General features: G+C 59.9%; 16 protein-coding genes and 1 pseudogene. 5 read left to right on the plus strand and 12 right to left on the minus strand.

All coding sequences use genetic code 11. The annotated features are described in order from the left end of the window. Positions 1-77 precede the first annotated feature (77 nt). Positions 78-1487, minus strand: coding sequence for a sensor histidine kinase (locus KTH07_RS13350; protein WP_023304141.1), 1410 nt, complete (start codon positions 1485-1487; stop codon positions 78-80). After that, on the minus strand, positions 1474-2148 hold the full coding sequence (tctD, locus tag KTH07_RS13355) for a transcriptional regulator TctD (protein ID WP_006811361.1): 675 nt from the start codon (positions 2146-2148) through the stop codon (positions 1474-1476). Before tctD ends, KTH07_RS13350 begins: the two co-directional genes overlap by 14 nt. A gap of 152 nt (positions 2149-2300) precedes the next feature. Between tctD and KTH07_RS13360 the strand changes: the two genes are divergently transcribed. Genes KTH07_RS13360 through KTH07_RS13370 form a run of 3 tightly spaced genes read left to right on the plus strand, consistent with a single transcriptional unit; the run spans position 2301 to position 5250 of the window. Next, complete coding sequence (locus tag KTH07_RS13360) at positions 2301-3281, plus strand: tripartite tricarboxylate transporter substrate binding protein (protein ID WP_023304142.1); 981 nt, start codon at positions 2301-2303, stop codon at positions 3279-3281. Positions 3282-3292: 11 nt separating this feature from the next. Next, positions 3293-3724, plus strand: coding sequence for a tripartite tricarboxylate transporter TctB family protein (locus tag KTH07_RS13365; RefSeq protein ID WP_003859443.1), 432 nt, complete (start codon positions 3293-3295; stop codon positions 3722-3724). Between the two features lie 11 nt (positions 3725-3735). After that, positions 3736-5250, plus strand: coding sequence for a tripartite tricarboxylate transporter permease (locus tag KTH07_RS13370; protein WP_023304143.1), 1515 nt, complete (start codon positions 3736-3738; stop codon positions 5248-5250). Here KTH07_RS13370 and menE read toward each other — a convergent pair whose 3' ends face one another. The 8 genes from menE to KTH07_RS13410 all read right to left on the minus strand — a co-directional run bounded on the left by menE (position 5251) and on the right by KTH07_RS13410 (position 13162). Continuing rightward, positions 5251-6612 carry an o-succinylbenzoate--CoA ligase gene (gene menE, locus KTH07_RS13375; RefSeq protein WP_023304144.1) on the minus strand — a complete coding sequence of 454 codons (1362 nt, stop codon included), beginning with the start codon at positions 6610-6612 and terminating at the stop codon, positions 5251-5253. Beyond that, on the minus strand, positions 6609-7574 hold the full coding sequence (gene menC / locus KTH07_RS13380) for an o-succinylbenzoate synthase (protein WP_023304145.1): 966 nt from the start codon (positions 7572-7574) through the stop codon (positions 6609-6611). The genes menE and menC overlap by 4 nt, the downstream gene beginning before the upstream one ends. Continuing rightward, positions 7574-8431: a 1,4-dihydroxy-2-naphthoyl-CoA synthase gene (gene menB, locus KTH07_RS13385; protein WP_003859452.1), complete on the minus strand. Its 858-nt coding sequence runs from the start codon at positions 8429-8431 to the stop codon at positions 7574-7576. The genes menC and menB overlap by 1 nt, the downstream gene beginning before the upstream one ends. Next, on the minus strand, positions 8428-9204 hold the full coding sequence (gene menH, locus KTH07_RS13390; RefSeq protein WP_023304147.1) for a 2-succinyl-6-hydroxy-2,4-cyclohexadiene-1-carboxylate synthase: 777 nt from the start codon (positions 9202-9204) through the stop codon (positions 8428-8430). Before menH ends, menB begins: the two co-directional genes overlap by 4 nt. Next, positions 9201-10871, minus strand: a complete 1671-nt coding sequence (gene menD, locus KTH07_RS13395) for a 2-succinyl-5-enolpyruvyl-6-hydroxy-3-cyclohexene-1-carboxylic-acid synthase (protein ID WP_023304148.1) — start codon at positions 10869-10871, stop codon at positions 9201-9203. The genes menH and menD overlap by 4 nt, the downstream gene beginning before the upstream one ends. Positions 10872-10959: 88 nt before the next feature. Further along, positions 10960-12255 carry an isochorismate synthase MenF gene (gene menF / locus KTH07_RS13400; protein ID WP_017693007.1) on the minus strand — a complete coding sequence of 432 codons (1296 nt, stop codon included), beginning with the start codon at positions 12253-12255 and terminating at the stop codon, positions 10960-10962. Between the two features lie 86 nt (positions 12256-12341). Beyond that, positions 12342-12647, minus strand: coding sequence for a stress response protein ElaB (elaB, locus tag KTH07_RS13405; RefSeq protein WP_017693006.1), 306 nt, complete (start codon positions 12645-12647; stop codon positions 12342-12344). Between the two features lie 50 nt (positions 12648-12697). Then, positions 12698-13162 (minus strand): GNAT family N-acetyltransferase, encoded by a 465-nt coding sequence (locus KTH07_RS13410; RefSeq protein WP_017693005.1) that lies wholly within the window; start codon positions 13160-13162, stop codon positions 12698-12700. A 71-nt stretch (positions 13163-13233) separates the two neighbouring features. Here KTH07_RS13410 and rnz point away from each other — a divergent pair, with 71 nt between their 5' ends. Together rnz and KTH07_RS13420 are read left to right on the plus strand one after the other, a co-directional pair. Next, positions 13234-14151, plus strand: a complete 918-nt coding sequence (gene rnz / locus KTH07_RS13415; RefSeq protein ID WP_023304149.1) for a ribonuclease Z — start codon at positions 13234-13236, stop codon at positions 14149-14151. Positions 14152-14215: 64 nt separating this feature from the next. After that, positions 14216-15220 (plus strand): chemotaxis protein, encoded by a 1005-nt coding sequence (locus tag KTH07_RS13420; RefSeq protein ID WP_023304150.1) that lies wholly within the window; start codon positions 14216-14218, stop codon positions 15218-15220. A 165-nt stretch (positions 15221-15385) separates the two neighbouring features. Here KTH07_RS13420 and nuoN read toward each other — a convergent pair. Both nuoN and nuoM read right to left on the minus strand, forming a co-directional pair. Continuing rightward, a pseudogene (gene nuoN / locus KTH07_RS13425) lies at positions 15386-16844 on the minus strand (NADH-quinone oxidoreductase subunit NuoN). 6 nt (positions 16845-16850) lie between these two features. Continuing rightward, a complete protein-coding gene (gene nuoM / locus KTH07_RS13430) occupies positions 16851-18380 on the minus strand; it encodes an NADH-quinone oxidoreductase subunit M (RefSeq protein WP_003861498.1) in 1530 nt (509 codons plus the stop codon). Between the last annotated feature and the right edge of the window lie 56 nt (positions 18381-18436).

Below are 18436 nucleotides of genomic sequence, written 5' to 3' on the forward strand. Positions count from 1 at the left end.
AACCTGACTGCCTGTGTGATCAATGGACTCCGCGTGCGGCGGGCAATTAGTTTGTAACGATTTGATAATATCGGCATTTATACCTGCATCAGAAAGCGCATTTTCACGCTCAGCCCACCCAGATTTTCACTGGGCATCAGCTGAAGATGGCTGCGGTGCAGGCGGGCAATATCGTTAGCCAGCGCCAGGCCAATGCCGGACCCGGCGGCATCGCCCACGTTATCCAACCGATGAAACGGCAGCATGGCCTGGGAGATCTGGTCTTCAGCAATGCCCGGTCCGCTGTCCTCCACGCTCAGCTCAACGGCATCGTTAGCCGTGCGCAGGTACACCGTCACGACGCCCTGCTCCGGTGTGTATTTGATCGCGTTCTCCAGCAGGTTGGCGCAAAGTTCGCCCAGCAACACGTCATCCCCCTCAATCATTACCGGCTGCTGTACGCCGTCATAACCGAGATCGATACCCTTGCTGCGCGCCTGCGCCAGCCGGGAAAAGCAGCAGTTTTGCACCACCTGTACCAGATCGACAGGCGCAAACTGTCGCTCCCCCTGCTCTTTTCGCTTCACCGCCGAAAGCTGCAACAGCCTTTCCGTCAGCACGATGGTGTTATCCAGCGTGACGTTCATCGCCCGTAAGCTCTCCTGCCACAGCGCCGGATCGTTACGCGTCAGGGCAACCGATACCTGGGTTTTCAGCACCGCCAGCGGCGTTTTGAGCTGGTGTGAGGCGTCGGCGTTAAAGCGCGCCTGCCGCGAAAGTACGCCGCGCAACCTGTCGATATAGCGGTTAAATGCCACAATCAGCAGCCGCGTTTCCGACCAGGGCAGCAGCTCCGGCAGCGGAGCCAGCAGCCCCGGCTCACGGCGCACCATCAGGGACGAGAGCTGCCGCATCGGGCGCAGCACGCGACGCAGCAGCCACGCGGTCAGGACCAGCGTCAGCAGCACCAGCAGCCCCTGCGACACGAGCGAGGAAAACAGCAGCTGAGTGGCCAGATAGCGCCGCGACTGCAACGTTTCGGCGACGTAGATCTCCGCCATCCCGAACACACTGTCCTCGTTAACCGGCTGGAGCAGCTTCGCCACGCGGATCGCCTGCCCGCGATACTCGGTATGATAAAACCAAGCCAGCGCCGGATAGTGTGTAGTGCGCGACGTGGAGGGAGGCATATTCGGCAGATCGTCGTAGCCGGAGATCGTCCGCCCGTCAGGGTCCACGACCTTGTAATAGAGGCGATCGTTCATGTTCAGCTCGAAGCTGTCGAGCACGACCCAGGGCACGTTCACCTGGAGTTTACCGTTGTGCACCACCAGCCGCTCTGACACCGTGCGCGCCGAGGATAACAGCGTGCGGTCATAGGCCTGCGTCGCCGCCTGTAGCGCGCTAACGTAGCTGTTAAAGGCTGACAGCCCCCATAACAGCAGCAGCGGCAAACCCAGAAAAAGCAAAAGTTGCAGGTAAAGCGACTGCGGCTTAACCCACCTCATCGCCGCACTCCAGCACGTAGCCCAGCCCCCGGAGGGTAATGATCCGCACCCCGCTGCCGGTCAGCTTCTTACGCAGGCGGTGAATATAGAGATCGATGCTCTCGGGGCTGACGTCGTCGTTCAGGCTGAATACCTGGTCGAAAAGCTGTTGCCGGGAGACGGGACGGGTCCGGCGGTGCATCAGCACCTTCAGCAAAGAGAGTTCGCGCGGCGTGAGGGAAAGGGGTTCATCGCGCAGCAGAAAAAAGCCTTCATCATCGTACTCCAGCTCTCCCAGCCGCTGGCGCTCCTGGGTTCGTCCTTCGCTGCGGCGCAGCAGCGCGCGCAGGCGGGCATCAAGCTCCTCCAGCTCGAACGGTTTCGGCAGGTAGTCATCCGCCCCGGCATTCAACCCCTTCACCCTGTCTGCCACGTTGCTGCGGGCGGTAAGAAACAGCACCGGCAGCGTCTGCCCGCGTTTTCTCAGGCGATGCACCACCTCCAGCCCGTCGAAGCCGGGCATGCCGATATCAAGGATCGCGACGGCATAGTTTTCTCCCTGCAAAAGATGATCGGCCGCCCGTCCATCGTTGACGCAATCCACGGCAAATCCGTTTTGTACCAGCGCTTTTTCCAGCCAGTGAGCCAGCTCACGATTATCTTCCGCCAGTAAGAGACGCATATCACATCCTGTAAAGTTGGTGTCGCAGTGAAAGGGAAATGAAAGGTTATTGTTTTAACAATCACGCAACGGAACCGCTACAAGGTGGTTCACATAATCAGAAAAAATACACCCGTACCCGTACTCCCGGTTCTCCGGCGTGAGGATAAACGATGAAAAAACAATTACTTTCTACCCTTGCTGCAAGCGTATTGCTGTTGAGTGCCTCTGTCGTCCAGGCGCAAGACGCGCCATCCCGTACCGAATGTATCGCCCCGGCCAAACCCGGCGGCGGCTTCGACCTGACCTGTAAGCTGATTCAGGTCAGCCTGCTGGAGACGAAGGCCATCGAGAAACCGATGCGCGTCACCTACATGCCCGGCGGCGTGGGCGCGGTAGCCTATAACGCCATCGTCGCGCAGCGCCCTGCCGAAGCGGGCACCGTGGTGGCCTTCTCCGGCGGTTCGCTGCTGAACCTGTCGCAGGGGAAATTTGGTCGTTATGACGTGAATGACGTGCGCTGGCTCGCCACCGTAGGCACTGATTACGGCATGATCGCCGTGCGCGCGGACTCCCCGTGGAAATCCCTGAAAGATCTGCTGACCGCCATGGAAAAAGATCCGAACAGCGTGGTCATTGGCGCGGGCGCCTCTATCGGCAGCCAGGACTGGATGAAAGCCGCGCTGCTGGCGCAGCAGGCCAAAGTGGATCCGCACAAGATGCGTTACGTGGCCTTTGAAGGCGGCGGCGAGCCGGTGACGGCGCTGATGGGCAATCACGTCCAGGCGGTATCGGGCGATCTCAGCGAAATGGTGCCCTACCTGAGCGGGGATAAGATCCGCGTGCTGGCGGTCTTCTCGGAAAACCGTCTGCCGGGCCCGCTGGCAGACGTCCCAACCGCCAAAGAGCAGGGTTATAACCTGGTCTGGCCGATCATCCGCGGCTTCTTCGTCGGGCCAAAAGTGACCGACGCCGAGTACCAGTGGTGGGTGGATACCTTCGCAAAACTTCAGCAAACCGAGGAGTTCAAAAAACAGCGCGATCTGCGCGGGCTGTTTGAGTTCAACCTGAACGGCAAGCAGCTGGACGAGTATGTCAAAAAACAGGTGAATGACTACCGCGAACAGGCGAAAGCCTTTGGTCTGGCGAAATAACCGGAGGCGCTATGAGCGATCGCATTTTTGCCGGGATATGGCTGCTGCTCTGCATTGGTGGCATGTTCGTCGCCTGGCAGATCCACAGCGAATACAGCTATGAACCCGTGGGGCCACGCCCCTTCCCCGTCGGCATTGTCGGCCTGATGCTGCTCTGCTCGGTGGCGCTGCTGCTGCGCCATCCGGATACCGTGGAGTGGCCGCCACGCCGTACGCTGCAACGTCTGCTGGTAATGGTAATTGTCCTGCTAATGTACGCGTGGGGCTTTGAGTGGCTCGGCTTCCCGATTGCCACCGCCCTGCTGACGATGGTGATTGGCATACTGTTTAACGCCTCGCTGCCTGCGGCGGGGATCTCCGGGGTCGTACTGGGCATTTTACTCTGGTACGCCTTCGACCGCCTGCTGGACGTGACCCTGCCACTCGGCGCATGGTTTAACTAACGGAGCACGCTATGGATACCTGGATCTATCTCTCTCAGGGGTTCGCGGTAGCGATGACCCCGGAAAACCTGGTGATCGCCCTGATCGGCTGTTTCGTCGGGACCATCGTCGGCCTGCTGCCGGGCCTTGGGCCTATCAACGGGGTGGCGATTTTACTGCCGCTGGCCTTTGCGCTGCACCTGCCTGCGGAATCGGCGCTGATCCTGCTGGCGACGGTTTATATCGGCTGCGAATACGGGGGGCGTATTTCCTCGATACTGCTTAACGTGCCCGGCGATGCCGCCGCCATTATGACCGCGCTGGATGGCTACCCGATGGCGCAGCAGGGACGCGGCGGCGTGGCGCTCTCTATTTCCGCCGTCAGCTCGTTTTTTGGCTCCCTGATCGCCATTGGCGGCATCATCCTCTTCGCCCCGGCGCTGGCCCAGTGGTCGCTGGCGTTTGGTCCGGCCGAGTATTTTGCCCTGATGGTGTTCGCCATCGCCTGTCTCGGCAGCATGATGGCGCAGAATCCGCTGAAGTCGTTTTTGTCTGCGTTGATTGGCCTCAGTCTGGCCACCGTCGGCGTGGATGCCAACACCGGGGTTTATCGTTTTACCTTCGACAGCGTTCACCTCTCCGACGGCGTGCAGTTTATCGTCGTGGTGATTGGTCTGTTCTCTGTCTCAGAAATCTTACTGATGCTGGAGCATACCAGCAGCGGGCAGACGCTGGTGCGTAAAACCGGACGTATGCTCTTTAATGCCAAAGAGGGGGCGCAGTGTATTGGTGCCACCCTGCGTTCGTCGGTGATCGGTTTCTTCGTCGGCATTCTGCCCGGCGCGGGGGCGACTATCGCCAGCGCCATCACCTACATGACCGAGAAAAAGCTGAGCGGTAACAGCGACAGCTTCGGCAAAGGCGATATCCGCGGCGTGGCGGCGCCGGAGGCGGCGAATAACGCCTCGGCCTGCGGCTCGTTTATCCCGATGCTGACCCTCGGCGTGCCGGGCTCCGGCACCACGGCGGTAATGATGGGCGCGCTGACGCTCTATAACATCACCCCGGGTCCGGCGATGTTTACTGAACAGCCCGATATCGTCTGGGGTTTGATTGCCGCCCTGCTGATCGCCAACGTGATGCTGCTGGTAATGAACATCCCGCTGATCGGCCTGTTCACCCGTATGCTGACCATTCCCCTGTGGTTCCTGGTCCCGGCCATCGCCGCCGTCTCTGCGGTTGGGGTGTACGCGGTGCACAGCACCACCTTCGACCTGGTGTTGATGGTGCTGCTCGGCGTGCTGGGCTACATTCTGCGCAAGATGCACTTCCCGATGTCGCCGCTGATTTTAGGGTTTGTGCTGGGGGAAATGCTGGAGCAGAACCTGCGCCGCGCCCTCTCCATCAGCAACGGCAACATGGGGATCCTGTGGGAGAGCAGCGTGACGAAGATCCTGCTGGCAATGGCGGTTATGGTGATTGTCGTGCCGCCGGTGCTGCGCTGGGTCCGCCGACGCCAGCACAAACCGCAGCCGGATATCGGCTGATTAGCCCCTCAACAGGGCATTGACCCACTGCTTTAACGCCTGGCGGGAGATTTTAATCCCGCCATTTTTCAGTTCTGACGGCAGCGCCAGCCAGTGTACCGGCTGCTCAAAGCGCGCCAGCCTGCCCTGAACCCACTCCGGCAACAGCGTGATATCCGTGCCCGGGTCGCATTCCACTACCGCCACCGGACGTTGCCCGTACTCGGCATCATCCAGCGGAACGACAAACGCCTGGCTTACCTGCGGATGCGTGGCGATAACGCGCTCCAGCGCTTCCGGCTGGATCCCTTCTCCGCCGCTGAAAAAGAGATTGTCCATTCGGCCCAGAATGGTCAGGCGTCCGTCATGCCACTCGCCGCGATCGCGGGTGGCAAACCAGCCCTGCTCATTGACCAGCGGCAATAATGCGCCGTCTCGCCAGTAGCCCGCCGCCATGCTTTCCGCCCGGAGCCAGACTTCACCGTTCACCACCTGAACGTCTCTGCCCGGCAGCGCGCTGCCCACGTCCGGCGCGCCGTCGGCCTCTTTGGCGCAGACGGTGGAGGCGAACTCGGTCAGACCGTAGCCGCAGAACGTACGGATCCCCTGCTCGCGCGCCTGTTCGGTCAGCGCAACGGGGATTTCCGCCCCGCCGAGCAGCACGGCTTTCAGCGCGACGGGATGGTGTGAATTAAGCAGCCGCCACAGCTGCGTTGGCACCAGCGAGGCGTGGGTACAACCCTGTAGTGCCTGCTCCAGCGGCTGTTTTTCACGCACGGTGAGACGGCCTCCGCCCTGCAACCAGCGCCACAAAATCCCCTGACCGGAGACGTGAAACAGCGGCAGAGAGAGCAGCCAGTCGTCGCTATCGCCGTAAGGCATCAGCGCCAGCACCCCTTTTGCGCTGGCAAGGTGGGCGGCACAGGTGTGCACCGCCGCTTTCGGCAAGCCGGTGGAGCCAGAGGTGAGCGTCATTGAAGCCAGCCGTTCTGCCCGCCACGTCACGCCGCCCTGCCCCTCGCGCTCTCTTAATGCCAGCGCGGGCAGACCGTCATACTCACCGTTAAGCACCAGCGCAAAGCGCAGGGTCATCTGCGGCAGGAGGACGTCCAGCAGCGGACGGGGAAGCTGAGGGTTCACCGGCAAAATGCGGGCGCCGCACTGAAGCAGGGCCAGCCAGGCCAGCAGGGTCTGCGGATGGTTGTGGGCGAGCAGCATGACGCCGTCACCGTCCGTAACGCCCTGAGACTGAAAACCGGCTGCGAGACGATCGATACGCTCGCCCAGCTGAGACCAGCTGAGCGTTATATCGTCTAAACGCAGCGCAGGTTTATCGGCACGCCGGGTGCGCCAGTGCCGCCACGGCCAGTCGGTAAAACTCATCGCAGTGGCTCCAGCGCCCCGACATCGAGGCACGGCAAGGTGCTGCCAGGCCACTGGCGAATCAGCTGGGCCTGCATCAGGTTTAGCGTATCGAGACCGGGAACGGTGTCCGGCGTTAACCATGCAGCAATGCGCGCCAGCTGCGTCAGCCCGAGGCTGGATTCGATGGATGAACTGATCACCGCCGTCAGCCCTGCGGCGTGAGCCGCCGCAACCTGCTCGCGCACCTTGTCGAGGCTGCCGGTCAGCGTTGGCTTAATCACCACTGCCCTGACGCCCGGCTCGGCGGCAAACGCGAAATCGGCTTCGCGCAGGCTCTCATCCCAGGCAATGGCAATGCCGGTTTCCCGGGCAAAGGCGCGCGAGTCGTCGCGCGTTTTGCACGGCTCTTCGAGAAACGCGATGCGGCTGCGGTACGCCGGGTTGACGTACTTCGCAAACTGTTGCGCCCTGAGCGGCGTCCAGGCGCGGTTGGCGTCCAGGCGCAGGTGTAGATCGGGAATGGCTTCCAGTAACAGGTTAACCACCATTCCGTCGCGCACTGCTTCGTACAGGCCAACCTTTATTTTCGCCACCTTCTCGCCAGGCATCGCGGAAAGGAGCGCGAAAAGTTCATCCGGATCGCCGGTACAGAGCGGCGCGGCGCAATAGTTCGCCGCGTCCGGTAAACTGCCGTCCAGCTCTGCCAGCGCACAGCTGATGCCGAACGCGGCGGAAGGAACGTCCGGCAGCGCCGGAGCTGCTCCCTCATGCCATTCGTACGTCCAGGCCATCAGCGCAGCCTGCGCCTCGTCCAGCGTTTCCAGGCTAAAGCCCGGAAGCGGGGCGATTTCGCCCCACCCTTCCCGCTCCCCCTGCCGAAGATGCACGAAAAAGCCGTCACGGGTTTTTAACCGCCGTTCACGCAGCACCACGCCCGCGTCCATCGGTATCTGCCAGCGGTAAACCTGCGCGCGACGCATTACGGGTTCCGTTTGTATTTGCTGAAGTCTGGCTGGCGTTTTTCGTTGAACGCGTTGCGCCCTTCCTGACCCTCTTCGGTCATGTAGAACAGCATGGTGGCGTTACCCGCCAGCTCCTGAAGGCCCGCCTGACCGTCACAGTCGGCGTTGAGGGCCGCTTTCAGGCAGCGCAGCGCCATTGGGCTGTTTTGCAGCATTTCGCGACACCAGCGCACGGTCTCTTTTTCCAGATCGGCGATCGGCACAACGGTGTTAACCAGCCCCATATCCAGCGCTTCCTGGGCGTTGTACTGACGGCACAGGAACCAGATTTCGCGGGCTTTTTTCTGGCCGACTATGCGCGCCATATAGGACGCGCCCCAGCCGCCGTCGAAGGAGCCGACTTTCGGGCCGGTCTGACCGAAGATGGCATTTTCCGCCGCGATCGTCAGGTCACACATCATGTGCAGCACGTGACCGCCGCCGATGGAATACCCTGCCACCATCGCGACCACCGGTTTTGGACAGGTGCGGATCTGGCGCTGGAAATCCAGCACGTTCAGGTGGTGCGTACCCGCATCATCCTGGTATCCGCCGTAGTCACCGCGCACTTTCTGATCGCCGCCGGAGCAGAAGGCTTTCTCCCCTTCCCCGGTGAGGATGATGACGCCGATAGTGTCGTCGTAGCGGGCATCCGCCAGCGCCTGGATCATCTCTTTTACGGTCAGCGGACGAAATGCGTTGCGCACCTGTGGACGGTTGATGGTGATTTTGGCGATACCATCGGCGGATTTGTGGTAACGAATGTCGGTGTAGCCTTCGGAGCAGTCCTGCCATTCAACCGGCGCGTAAAGCATGTGTTCATCAGGATAGATCATAGCGTGTCCTTTGTTCGATAACGCAGTATCTGAGCCAGACTCGCGGCAACAGCTTCCGGGGTGTCCCGGTGAGCGTTGTGTCCGGCGTGAGGGATAGCATGACGCGTGACGTTAAGTTCAGCGGCGATGGCTGCAAACTTCCCGTCACGTTCGCCATAGAGATAGTCAAAAGAAAAATCACGCGCGGTGAGCGCGGGACGTAAATCAGGCTGAACGGCAAGCGAGGTGGCTTCCAGCATCTCTGCCAGCCTCGGGCCGTTGTTCCGGCAGCGCAGCGCGATCAGCGCCCTGCGCTGATCATCCGTAAGGGAGGCAAAGACCGGCTGTTGATACCAGTCGGCAAAGACGGCCTCCAGCGGCTCACTGCGAAAGCGTGACGCCCAGCGGCGGTCAGCGATCAGCCGCGCCTGGCGCGCATCGGCGTCTTGCAGGCCCGGGTGTCCACCTTCCACAATCACCCCGTCTAACCCCGCAGGATGCTGGCAGGCATGGAACATCGCAATGCGGCCGCCGAGGGAGTACCCCACGAGCCAGTATCTTAGTATGTTGTAACTAACAAGGGTATGCGAGAGCAATTCACTTACCTCTGCAAACCCCGTCACGCCCGTATCCGCTGAACCACCGTGCCCGGGCAGGTCAAGGTAGAGCCGGGGGTAGTCATGCAGCGACGCCCCGACAGCCTGCCACTCGCGACAGTCGCCGGAAAAACCGTGCAGGAAAACCAGCCAGGGGTAGCCTGGTTTTCCTGGCTGGGAGAAGCCTGCGAGGATCACAGGTGACTCACCTGCGCAAGCAGATGTTGCAGCTTCTGCGCGCCGTCAGCATCGTTTACCACCAGCTCAATCAGCGTCGCGCCAGGCTGCCGCCAGGCGGTGTTCAGCGCCGTCTCCAGCGCGTCCCAGTTTTCCGGGCGATGGTACTTCAGGCTGAACATGGCGGCGGCGTGTTCGAACTGCACGTTTTGCGGCATCAGATAGAAGCGCTCACGCTCGCTTTGCGGCGTCGGCAGCAACGAGAAAATCTGCCCGCCGTTATTGTTCACAACAATCAGCACGAACGGGGCCGACGCCCGACGCAGGAGCGCCAGCGCGTTGAGATCGTAGAGGGCTGAGAGATCCCCCACAATCGCCAGCGTGGATTTCGCGCTGGCCCGCTGTACGCCAGCGGCGGTGGAGATCAGGCCGTCAATGCCGCTCGCGCCCCGGTTGCTGTACACCGGATAACCCGCCGGCAGCTGCGAAAAGGCGTCAATCAGGCGCACCACCAGGCTGTTACCGACAAAAAGTTGTCCCTGCTCGGGAAGATATTTGCGGATACGGTGCGCCAGCCCGGCTTCACTGAACGCCTCGCACTGCGCTTTGGTGAGTTCCCACGCCTGACGTGACAGCGCCGGGATCTCCACCGCCCAGGGTTTGCGTTTTTCCGCCGGATGCAATTCCAGCCAGCTGTCAATGTTGCTCACCAGGCGGCGGCCGCGATGGTGCGCCGGGTCAAGGCGTCCTTCGAGCGGATCCACCAGCCAGTACTCTTCTGGGGTACAGGTGGCCTGCCACTGGAGCAGACGCTTCCCCGTCAGGCTCGATCCCAGCTGGACGACAATCTGCGCCTGCGCCAGTTCGGTAACCGCTTTCGCGTTACCCAGCCAGAGGTCGGCGCAGGGCAGCGGCTGGCCCGTCTGGGAAAGCACGTCACCAATCAGCGGCCAGCCAAGCGTTTGTGCCCACTCCGCCGCCAGCTTGCCTTCCGCCGCACTCATCCGCCCGGCAATCACCACGCCGCGCTTCTGGCGCCAGAAGAACCAGTCGCGCTGTTTTGCGCTTTCCAGATGCGTCTGCTCGCGCAGCCAGGGTTTTTCGCTCTCCCACCAGTCTCCCAGCTGCTGTTGCCAGACGAGGCCAGTATCGTTCATTTCGCCGTACAGCGGCTCGGCAAACGGGCAGTTAATGTGCAGCCCGCCGCTGCGCAGTGCGTTCATGGCGTGGTCGAGAGTTGAGACCAGCCAGCTGGCGGGAATGTCCTGAGTGGGGCGCGGCAACGAGACCGTCTGTGAAGGATGCGAGGCAAAAATGCCAGGCTGACGAATCGCCTGGTTAGCGCCGCAGTCAATAAGTTCCGGGGGACGGTCGGCGGTGAGTAATATCAGCTTTTCGCCGGTTAATCCCGCTTCAATCAGCGCCGGATACAGGTTCGCCACCGCCGTGCCGGAGGTGACTATCACCGCCACGGGCGCTTTGCTGACTTTCGCCAGCCCGAGCGCCAGATGGCCCAGACCCCGCTCATCAAAATGGGTGTGGTGAATAAAAGCCCGGTTTTCCGCGGCAGCAAGGGTGAGCGGCGTGGAGCGAGAGCCCGGGGCAATACACACATGCCTGACACCATGACGGGTCAGGGCTTCAAGGATCACCGCCGCCCAGCGTCGGTTAAAAGAACTTACTGACATGAGATTGTCCAGTATCAAGAATGCGACACAGTATAAATAATAGAAAAAGTCAGAATTTTGATATGAATCGGGATTGCACGAATCAGTATTAATCCCTTAGGAGAAGGGAACGCAGCCCGGCTGCCTTGTTTTCGATCTCCTGCCACTCCTGCTCCGGATCGGAGCCGCTGACGATGCCCGCCCCCGCATAAAGACGCAGCGCAGCGTCGTGAACGCGGGCGGAGCGTAATGCCACACAGAATTCGCTTTGATCGCGCGATAAATAGCCCGCCGATCCGGCGTACCACTCCCGGTCAAACGGCTCCACTTTCGCAATAAATTCTCGCGCCGCCTGTCGCGGCAGCCCGGCCACCGCCGCCGTCGGTTGCAGAATATGCAGGCACTGCTCGTCGTCAGGCTGTTTAAGTTCGGTCCAGATACAGCGACGTAAATGCTGCACCTTGCGCAGACGCAGCACCTGCGCAGGCAGGATCTCCAGCGTCCGGGTATGGTGCTGAAGACGCTGGCAGATATCTTCCACCACCAGCATATTTTCCCGCTGATTTTTGTCGTCGTTCATCAGCCAGTCGCCCAGACGCTGAGCCTGCTTATCGTCAGAATGGCTGGCGACGGTGCCTGCCAGCGCTTCAGTGCGCAGCAGCGTGCCGCGTCGCCGCCACAGGCGTTCAGGCGTCGAGCCGAGGAACGCGTTGCTGGCGTCAAAGACCATACAAAAATGATAGCAGTTGAGGTTTAGCGCGCGGCTGGCAGCCATCAGCGCGATGGCGTTCACGGGCTGCTGGCAATGCACGTCTGTAGCACGTGCGAGGACCACTTTCTCAAAATCGCCGCGAGCAAGGGTATCCGTCGCCTGACGAATCAACGCCAGCCATTCCGGTTTTTCCGGATGATGGGTTTCCTGCACAATCTGCACGGACAACGGGCGGATCGGCGCGGCGTCGCGCAGGTTATCGACAAAATTCAGCGCCTCACGGGCATCTTCCCGCAGCGACGTTTCGCTCCACAGTTGCAGACGCAGCGTGGCGACCCCGCCAGACCGTCGCCAGAGAAGGCGCGGTAAAAACAGCTTGCCCTGCGCCGGGTTGAAGGCGTTCAGGCCGCAGATACGGGTGTCATTGGCTACGTCGTGGGTGTGCAAAAACCGCGAGGCCGAGGCCAGAGAATCGAAATGGGCGAGGCTTCCGAGCGCGGCAAGTTCTTCATCACCGCTGCGCTGTTGCCAGTAAAACTGAGGATAGCATCGCTGCACACCGAGCCAGGCCAGCGGATCGAAGGCGTCGTTTAACGGGAAAGAGACATCGAAATGGCGTAAACCGGGTGTAGCTGGCAATGCTTGCGCAAGCTGAGTACGCAGGCTTTGCAGCGCGAGGAAAATCGAGTGCACGCGAACCTCTCCCTGTTAAAGCCTTATATTATACGGGGTACTGACGATAAATAGCAGTACCCACGTGTAGGGAGTGGTTTACCGGCTTAACGACGGGCTAACAGCAGACCCAGCACCAGCCCTACGGCCGCACCGACCCCAATGCCCTGCCACGGTTTTTCATGCACATAATCGTCGGCACGATAAACCGCCTGCTTGGCGCGGTAGTAGTAATTGTCGGATGCGTTACTGACGCGGTTTTTCACGTCATGCAGCGCCTGCTCGGCGCGGGCTTTGAGCTCAATGTACTTCTGATCGGCAGGATCGCCTGAAGAGCGCAGCACTTCTTCCAGCGTTTCGCTTAGCAGCGTCAGGTCGTCGTCGACTCGGGTATCCCAGGATTGAAATGACATATTTTTCTCCATGTTAGTACACCAGTCCGGTAACTATAGACAACGTATTGCTATTGCGCCTGTTTCGCTTCGCGTGCCATGCCGATGTGTGGGATGCCGTCTTCGTCGTAAATGTCCGTGACCGGGGTAAAACCAAAATGGCCATAGAATGATTGCAAATGCGCCTGCGCGCCCAGGTATAACGCCTTGTCCGGCCACTGTTTCTGGCATGCGCCCAGCGTTTTTTCCATCAGCTGATAGCCCAGCTTTTCACCGCGCGCGCGGCCGCTGATAATGACGCGGCCAATGACGACAGGGTCAAAATCCTCTTCGCTTTTCAGAATCCTCGCATACGCCACCAGCTCGTTATCGCGCCAGCCGAGGATGTGCCGGTTCTCGCCGATCAGGTCATCGCCGTCGATATCCTGATACGGGCAGGTTTGTTCAACCACAAAGACTTCGCAGCGCAGCTTGAGCAGGGCGTAGAGTGAATGCACGGTCAGTTCGCTGTGGTGTAGATCTTGCCACTGGATCATGTGTTTCTCCTTCCTGGTGTTCATCACGTTATACTAAACCCCTTCCCATTCGGCAAAGGGCTGATTGCGTTATGGAACTGATTTTTCTGGGTACGTCCGCCGGGGTGCCAACCCGCTCACGAAACGTGACGGCGATTCTGCTGGATCTTAAGCATCCTACCCGCGGTGGGCTGTGGCTGTTTGACTGCGGCGAGGGTACGCAACATCAGCTGCTGCATACCTCATACCACCCGGGGAAAGTGGATAAAATATTTATCACCCATCTGCACGGCGACCATCTGTTTGGCCTGCCGGGCCTGCTGTGCAGCCGTTCGATGGCCGGTAACGCTAACCCGCTGACCATTTATGGCCCCGCGGGTATTCAGGAATTCGTTGAAACCACGCTGCGCCTGAGCGGCTCGTGGACCGATTATCCGCTGGAGGTGTTAGAGATCGGCGAGGGTCTGGTGTTCGATGACGGAGATTACCTGGTGCGCGCTTACCCGCTTAACCATCCGGTGGAATGCTACGGCTATCGCGTTGAGGAGCATGACAAGCCCGGGGCGCTGAACGCCGCCGCGTTGCAGGCTGATGGGGTGAAACCAGGCCCGCTGTTCCAGCGTCTGAAGCACGGCGAGACCGTCACGCTGGAAGACGGGCGCGTCATCAACGGTCAGGATTACCTCGCCCCACCGCAGCCGGGCAAAAAACTGGCTATTTTTGGGGATACCGCCCCCTGCCCTTCGGCGCTCAGGCTTGCCGGGGGTGTGGATGTGATGGTGCATGAGGCGACGCTGGAAGCGGCGATGGAAGAAAAAGCCAACAGCCGGGGGCACAGCTCTACGCGTCAGGCGGCGCAGCTGGCACGTGAGGCCGGCGTCCGGAAACTGATTGTTACTCACGTCAGCTCACGCTATGACGTCCGCGGCGCTGAAAGCCTGCTGGCAGAGTGCCGGGAAGTATTTCCGGCATGCGAGCTGGCGGAAGATTTTGCTCAGGTCAGCGTTTAGTCCTTCATTTTTCCCTCAGCGTGCCGATAACGATTAAAAGGCCAGCATTTCTCTTGAGGGTAGAATGGATAATTTCCAGAAAGATATTGATGACAGGGCAAACCTGACCCTGTCCAACCGTTTTGAACTGTTGCTGTTCCGTCTTGGCACCTCTCTGAACGAAAATAAATCCGAGCTGTTCGGCATCAACGTATTCAAATTGCGCGAAATTGTGCCGATGCCGACCTTCACCAAACCGGCGGGAATGAAGTCTCCGCTGATGGGGATGGTGAACATTCGTGACCAGGTGATCCCGGTGATCGATCTGGCCGCCGTCGCCGGCTGCAAACCAGCCACCGGGCTGAACATCCTGCTGATCACCGAATATGCCCGCAGCGTGCAGGCGTTTGCCGTAGAATCGGTGGAAAACATCATGCGTCTGGACTGGAAGCAGGTGCACGCCGCGGAAACCGCCGTCAGCGGTCGCTACATCACCAGCATTGCCTGTCTGGACGAGAAGACCGATACCAACGATCTGGCGATGGTGCTGGACGTGGAGCAGATCCTGTACGACATCACCCCGGCGAACCACGATCTGCACGCCACCCATCTGGAAACCACCAAATTCAACATCAAGCCTGGCTCTGTCGCGATTGTTGCAGAAGATTCAAAAGTAGCGCGCTCAATGCTGGAGAAGGGATTGCAGGCGATGGAGATCCCGGCCCAGCTGCATATCACCGGCAAAGACGCGTGGGAGAAAATCACTCAGCTGGCCGCGCAGGCACAGGCCGAGGGCGTTCCCGTTACCGATAAGATTGCCCTGGTATTAACCGACCTCGAAATGCCGGAGATGGACGGATTTACGCTGACGCGAAAAATCAAATCCGACCCGGTACTGAAAGATATTCCGGTGGTGATCCACTCGTCTCTTTCCGGCAACGCGAACGAAGATCATATTCGCAAAGTGAAGGCGGACGGCTATGTGGCGAAGTTTGAGCTGAACGAGCTGTCGTCGGTGATTGAAGAGGTGCTGGACCGCTCGATGAAGAAGATTGACGGGCCGTTGATTAGCCGCAAGCAGCTGGCTTAGTCGGGTGGCGCTACGCTTACCCGACCTACAAGACCCGTAGGCCCTGCAAGCGTAGCGCCGCTGGGCATGTTTTACTCTGTGCGGGCTGGTGCCCTCACCCCCGGCCCTCTCCCACGGGGAGAGGGAGAAAACAATAAAAAACCCGCCGAGGCGGGTTTTTTGTTTTTACATCAGCGGCATCGCGCGCTGCACGATATCAATCAGCGGCTGCGGATAGATACCGAAGATCAGCACCAGCAGCGCGGAGATGAGCACCACAATGCCCCCCCGCGCTGTACTGCCAGTTAGACGGCGCATCGCGGTTGAGCTGCTGAGGCGCGCTCAGGTACAGGCTCACCGCTACGCGCAGGTAGTAGTAGAGACCAATCGCGGAGCCGATAACGACACCCGCCGTCAGCCACCACAGACCCGCCTGCACACCGACGGCCAGCACGTAGAACTTACCGATAAAGCCCAGCGTCATCGGGATACCCGCCAGAGAGAGCATCATCACGGTCATTACCGCAGACAGAATCGGACGGTGCCAGAACAGACCACGGTAGGAGAACAGGGAATCCGCATCCGGGCCACGGTACGGGCTGGACATCAGGCTCACCACGCCGAACGCGCCGAGGCTGCTAAACAGGTAACCGGCCAGATAGACGCCCACAGTTTCCATCGACATCTCACCGCTTTGCAGCGCAATCAGCGCCACCAGCAGGTAACCCAGATGGGAGATAGAGGAGTAGCCCAGCAGACGCTTGATGTTGGTCTGGCTCAGCGCCATCAGGTTACCGAAGATGATGGACACGAACGCGATAATGCCCAGCACCACGCGGACCGCTTCGCTGTCGCCCACCGGGGCGTACAGGAACAGACGCATGACCACACCGAAGATAGCGATTTTGCTCGCCGTCGCCAGGAAGGTCGAGACCGGTGCAGGGGCACCCTGGTATACGTCTGGCGTCCACAGGTGGAACGGAACCAGTGAGAGTTTAAAGCCAAGGCCAACAATCATCATGCCCAGACCCGCCAGCAGCAGCGGCTCATGCATCATGCCGTCGCCAAGGCTCTTACCGAGCGCCATGAAGGAGAGATTACCCGTCTGTGCGTACAGCAGCGCGATACCAAACAGCAGGAACGACGACGCGGCAGCAGACAGGATCGTGTACTTGATTGCCGCTTCCAGAGAGCGCTTCTGGCGGAAAGCGTAACCAATCAGGCCGAACAGCGGGAGTGAGATCAGCTCAATACCGAGGAACAGCGCGGCCAGGTGGTTCGCGTTCGCCAGCAGAATACCGCCCAGTGCGGCAATCAGTACCAGCAGGTAAAACTCTTCTTTGTTGTCGTTGTAACCTTCGAGCCACGGGTACGCAAAGGTACAGGTTGCCAGGCTCGCCAGCAGCACCAGACCGGTGTAGAGCATGGCGTAACCGTCAACGCGCATCAGCGGCGTGACGTCCATCGCTCCCGCCTGGCCAACAAACCAGAGGGAAACTAACGCAGCGTTCAGACCCAGAACGGACAGGGTCGCATTCAGGAAGTGATTGCGTCGCCACGCAATGGAGAGCATCACAACCACCACCGTCAATCCGACGATCAGCAGCGGTAGCAGCGCGATCAGTTGTTGTGGAGTTATTGTCATGGCGAATTACGGCCTTGTAGTAGAAGCAGAATTAACAAACCACTGCTGGATGTTACCCATCGCGGAGTGCGAGGTATCCAGAATCGGCTGCGGATAGAAGCCCAACAGCACCAGCAGTACGACCAGCAGCAGGATGATGAACAGCTCACGCAGCGACATCCCCGGCAGTTCTTGTGCAGCAATTTCACTCTTCGCTTTACCGAAGTAAGCGCGGTGCAGCATCGCCAGCGAGTACACGGAGGCAAATACCAGACCAAAGGTGGAGATGACGGTGATCGTCGGTACCACGTTGAAGCTGCCGAACAGGATCATAAACTCGCCGACGAAGTTACCGGTACCCGGCATACCCAGAGTCGCCACCGCGAAGAACATGGAGAGCGCCGGCAGCCATTTCATTTTGCCCCACAGGCCGCCCATCATACGCATGTCGCGGGTATGCAGACGTTCGTACAGCTGACCACACAGGATGAAGAGACCGGCAGCAGACAGGCCGTGCGCAATCATCTGGATCACCGCGCCCTGGTATGCCAGCTGGCTGCCGGTGTAGATGGCAATCAGCACGAAGCCCATGTGGGAAACGGAGGTGTAAGCAATCAGACGTTTGATGTCGTACTGCGTGAAGGCCATCCATGCACCGTAGAAGATACCGATCACGCCCAGCCACATGGCAATCGGCGCGAACTCTGCGGAGGCGTTCGGGAACAGCGGCAGGGAGAAACGCAGCAGACCGTAGGCCGCCGTTTTCAGCAAGATACCCGCCAGGTCAACGGAACCCGCCGTTGGCGCCTGAGAGTGCGCGTCCGGCAGCCAGCCGTGCAGCGGTACGACCGGCATTTTCACCGCGAAGGCGATGAAGAAGCCGAGCATCAGCAGGTATTCCACACCGTGAGACATCGGGGTCTTCAGCAGGTCTTCGTAGTTGAAGGTCCACACGCCGGTCGCATTGTAATGCACAAATACCAGCGCCAGGATGGCAATCAACATCACCAGACCACTCGCCTGGGTGTAGATGAAGAACTTGGTGGCCGCCGTGATACGCGTTTTACCGTCGGATGCCTTGTGGCCCCACAGCGCGATCAGGAAGTACATCGGCACCAGCATCATCTCCCAGAAGAAGAAGAACAGGAACATGTCGATGGCCAGGAACACGCCGATCACGCCGCCCAGGATCCACATCAGGTTCAGGTGGAAGAAGCCCTGGTATTTTTCGATTTCTCGCCAGGAGCAGAGTACCGCCAGAACGCCGAGCAGACCGGTCAGCACCACCATCAGCAGCGACAGACCGTCAATCGCGAGGTGGATCGTAATACCGAAACGTGGGATCCACGGCAGAATGAACTCAGACTGCCACTGCGGAAGGCCCGCGGACTGGGTCAGTGAGTAGCCACCCTGCAACCAGAGTTGCAGACCAAGCGCGAGCGTCAATCCCATGGTGATCAGCGCGATCCAGCGCGGCATCTTCACGCCAAAGCGTTCGGTCTGCCAGCACAGGAAGCCGCCGATGAAGGGAATTAATATTAGCCAGGGTAGTAACATGGCGATTTTTATTCCTTGTTAAAGTCCCTCAGGGACCGATTTTCAACGAATTCGAC

It is taken from the genome of Enterobacter cloacae complex sp. ECL72 (assembly GCF_019056635.1).
Taxonomy (GTDB): Bacteria; Pseudomonadota; Gammaproteobacteria; order Enterobacterales; family Enterobacteriaceae; genus Enterobacter; species Enterobacter hormaechei_C.

Coding starts and splice junctions, on each gene's coding strand:
- KTH07_RS13350 (WP_023304141.1), bottom strand. CDS start 1,487: ATGAGGTGGGTTAAGCCGCAGTCGCTTTACCTGCAACTTTTGCTTTTT.
- tctD (WP_006811361.1), bottom strand. CDS start 2,148: ATGCGTCTCTTACTGGCGGAAGATAATCGTGAGCTGGCTCACTGGCTG.
- KTH07_RS13360 (WP_023304142.1), top strand. CDS start 2,301: ATGAAAAAACAATTACTTTCTACCCTTGCTGCAAGCGTATTGCTGTTG.
- KTH07_RS13365 (WP_003859443.1), top strand. CDS start 3,293: ATGAGCGATCGCATTTTTGCCGGGATATGGCTGCTGCTCTGCATTGGT.
- KTH07_RS13370 (WP_023304143.1), top strand. CDS start 3,736: ATGGATACCTGGATCTATCTCTCTCAGGGGTTCGCGGTAGCGATGACC.
- menE (WP_023304144.1), bottom strand. CDS start 6,612: ATGAGTTTTACCGACTGGCCGTGGCGGCACTGGCGCACCCGGCGTGCC.
- menC (WP_023304145.1), bottom strand. CDS start 7,574: ATGCGTCGCGCGCAGGTTTACCGCTGGCAGATACCGATGGACGCGGGC.
- menB (WP_003859452.1), bottom strand. CDS start 8,431: ATGATCTATCCTGATGAACACATGCTTTACGCGCCGGTTGAATGGCAG.
- menD (WP_023304148.1), bottom strand. CDS start 10,871: ATGTCAGTAAGTTCTTTTAACCGACGCTGGGCGGCGGTGATCCTTGAA.
- elaB (WP_017693006.1), bottom strand. CDS start 12,647: ATGTCATTTCAATCCTGGGATACCCGAGTCGACGACGACCTGACGCTG.
- KTH07_RS13410 (WP_017693005.1), bottom strand. CDS start 13,162: ATGATCCAGTGGCAAGATCTACACCACAGCGAACTGACCGTGCATTCA.
- rnz (WP_023304149.1), top strand. CDS start 13,234: ATGGAACTGATTTTTCTGGGTACGTCCGCCGGGGTGCCAACCCGCTCA.
- KTH07_RS13420 (WP_023304150.1), top strand. CDS start 14,216: ATGGATAATTTCCAGAAAGATATTGATGACAGGGCAAACCTGACCCTG.
- nuoM (WP_003861498.1), bottom strand. CDS start 18,380: ATGTTACTACCCTGGCTAATATTAATTCCCTTCATCGGCGGCTTCCTG.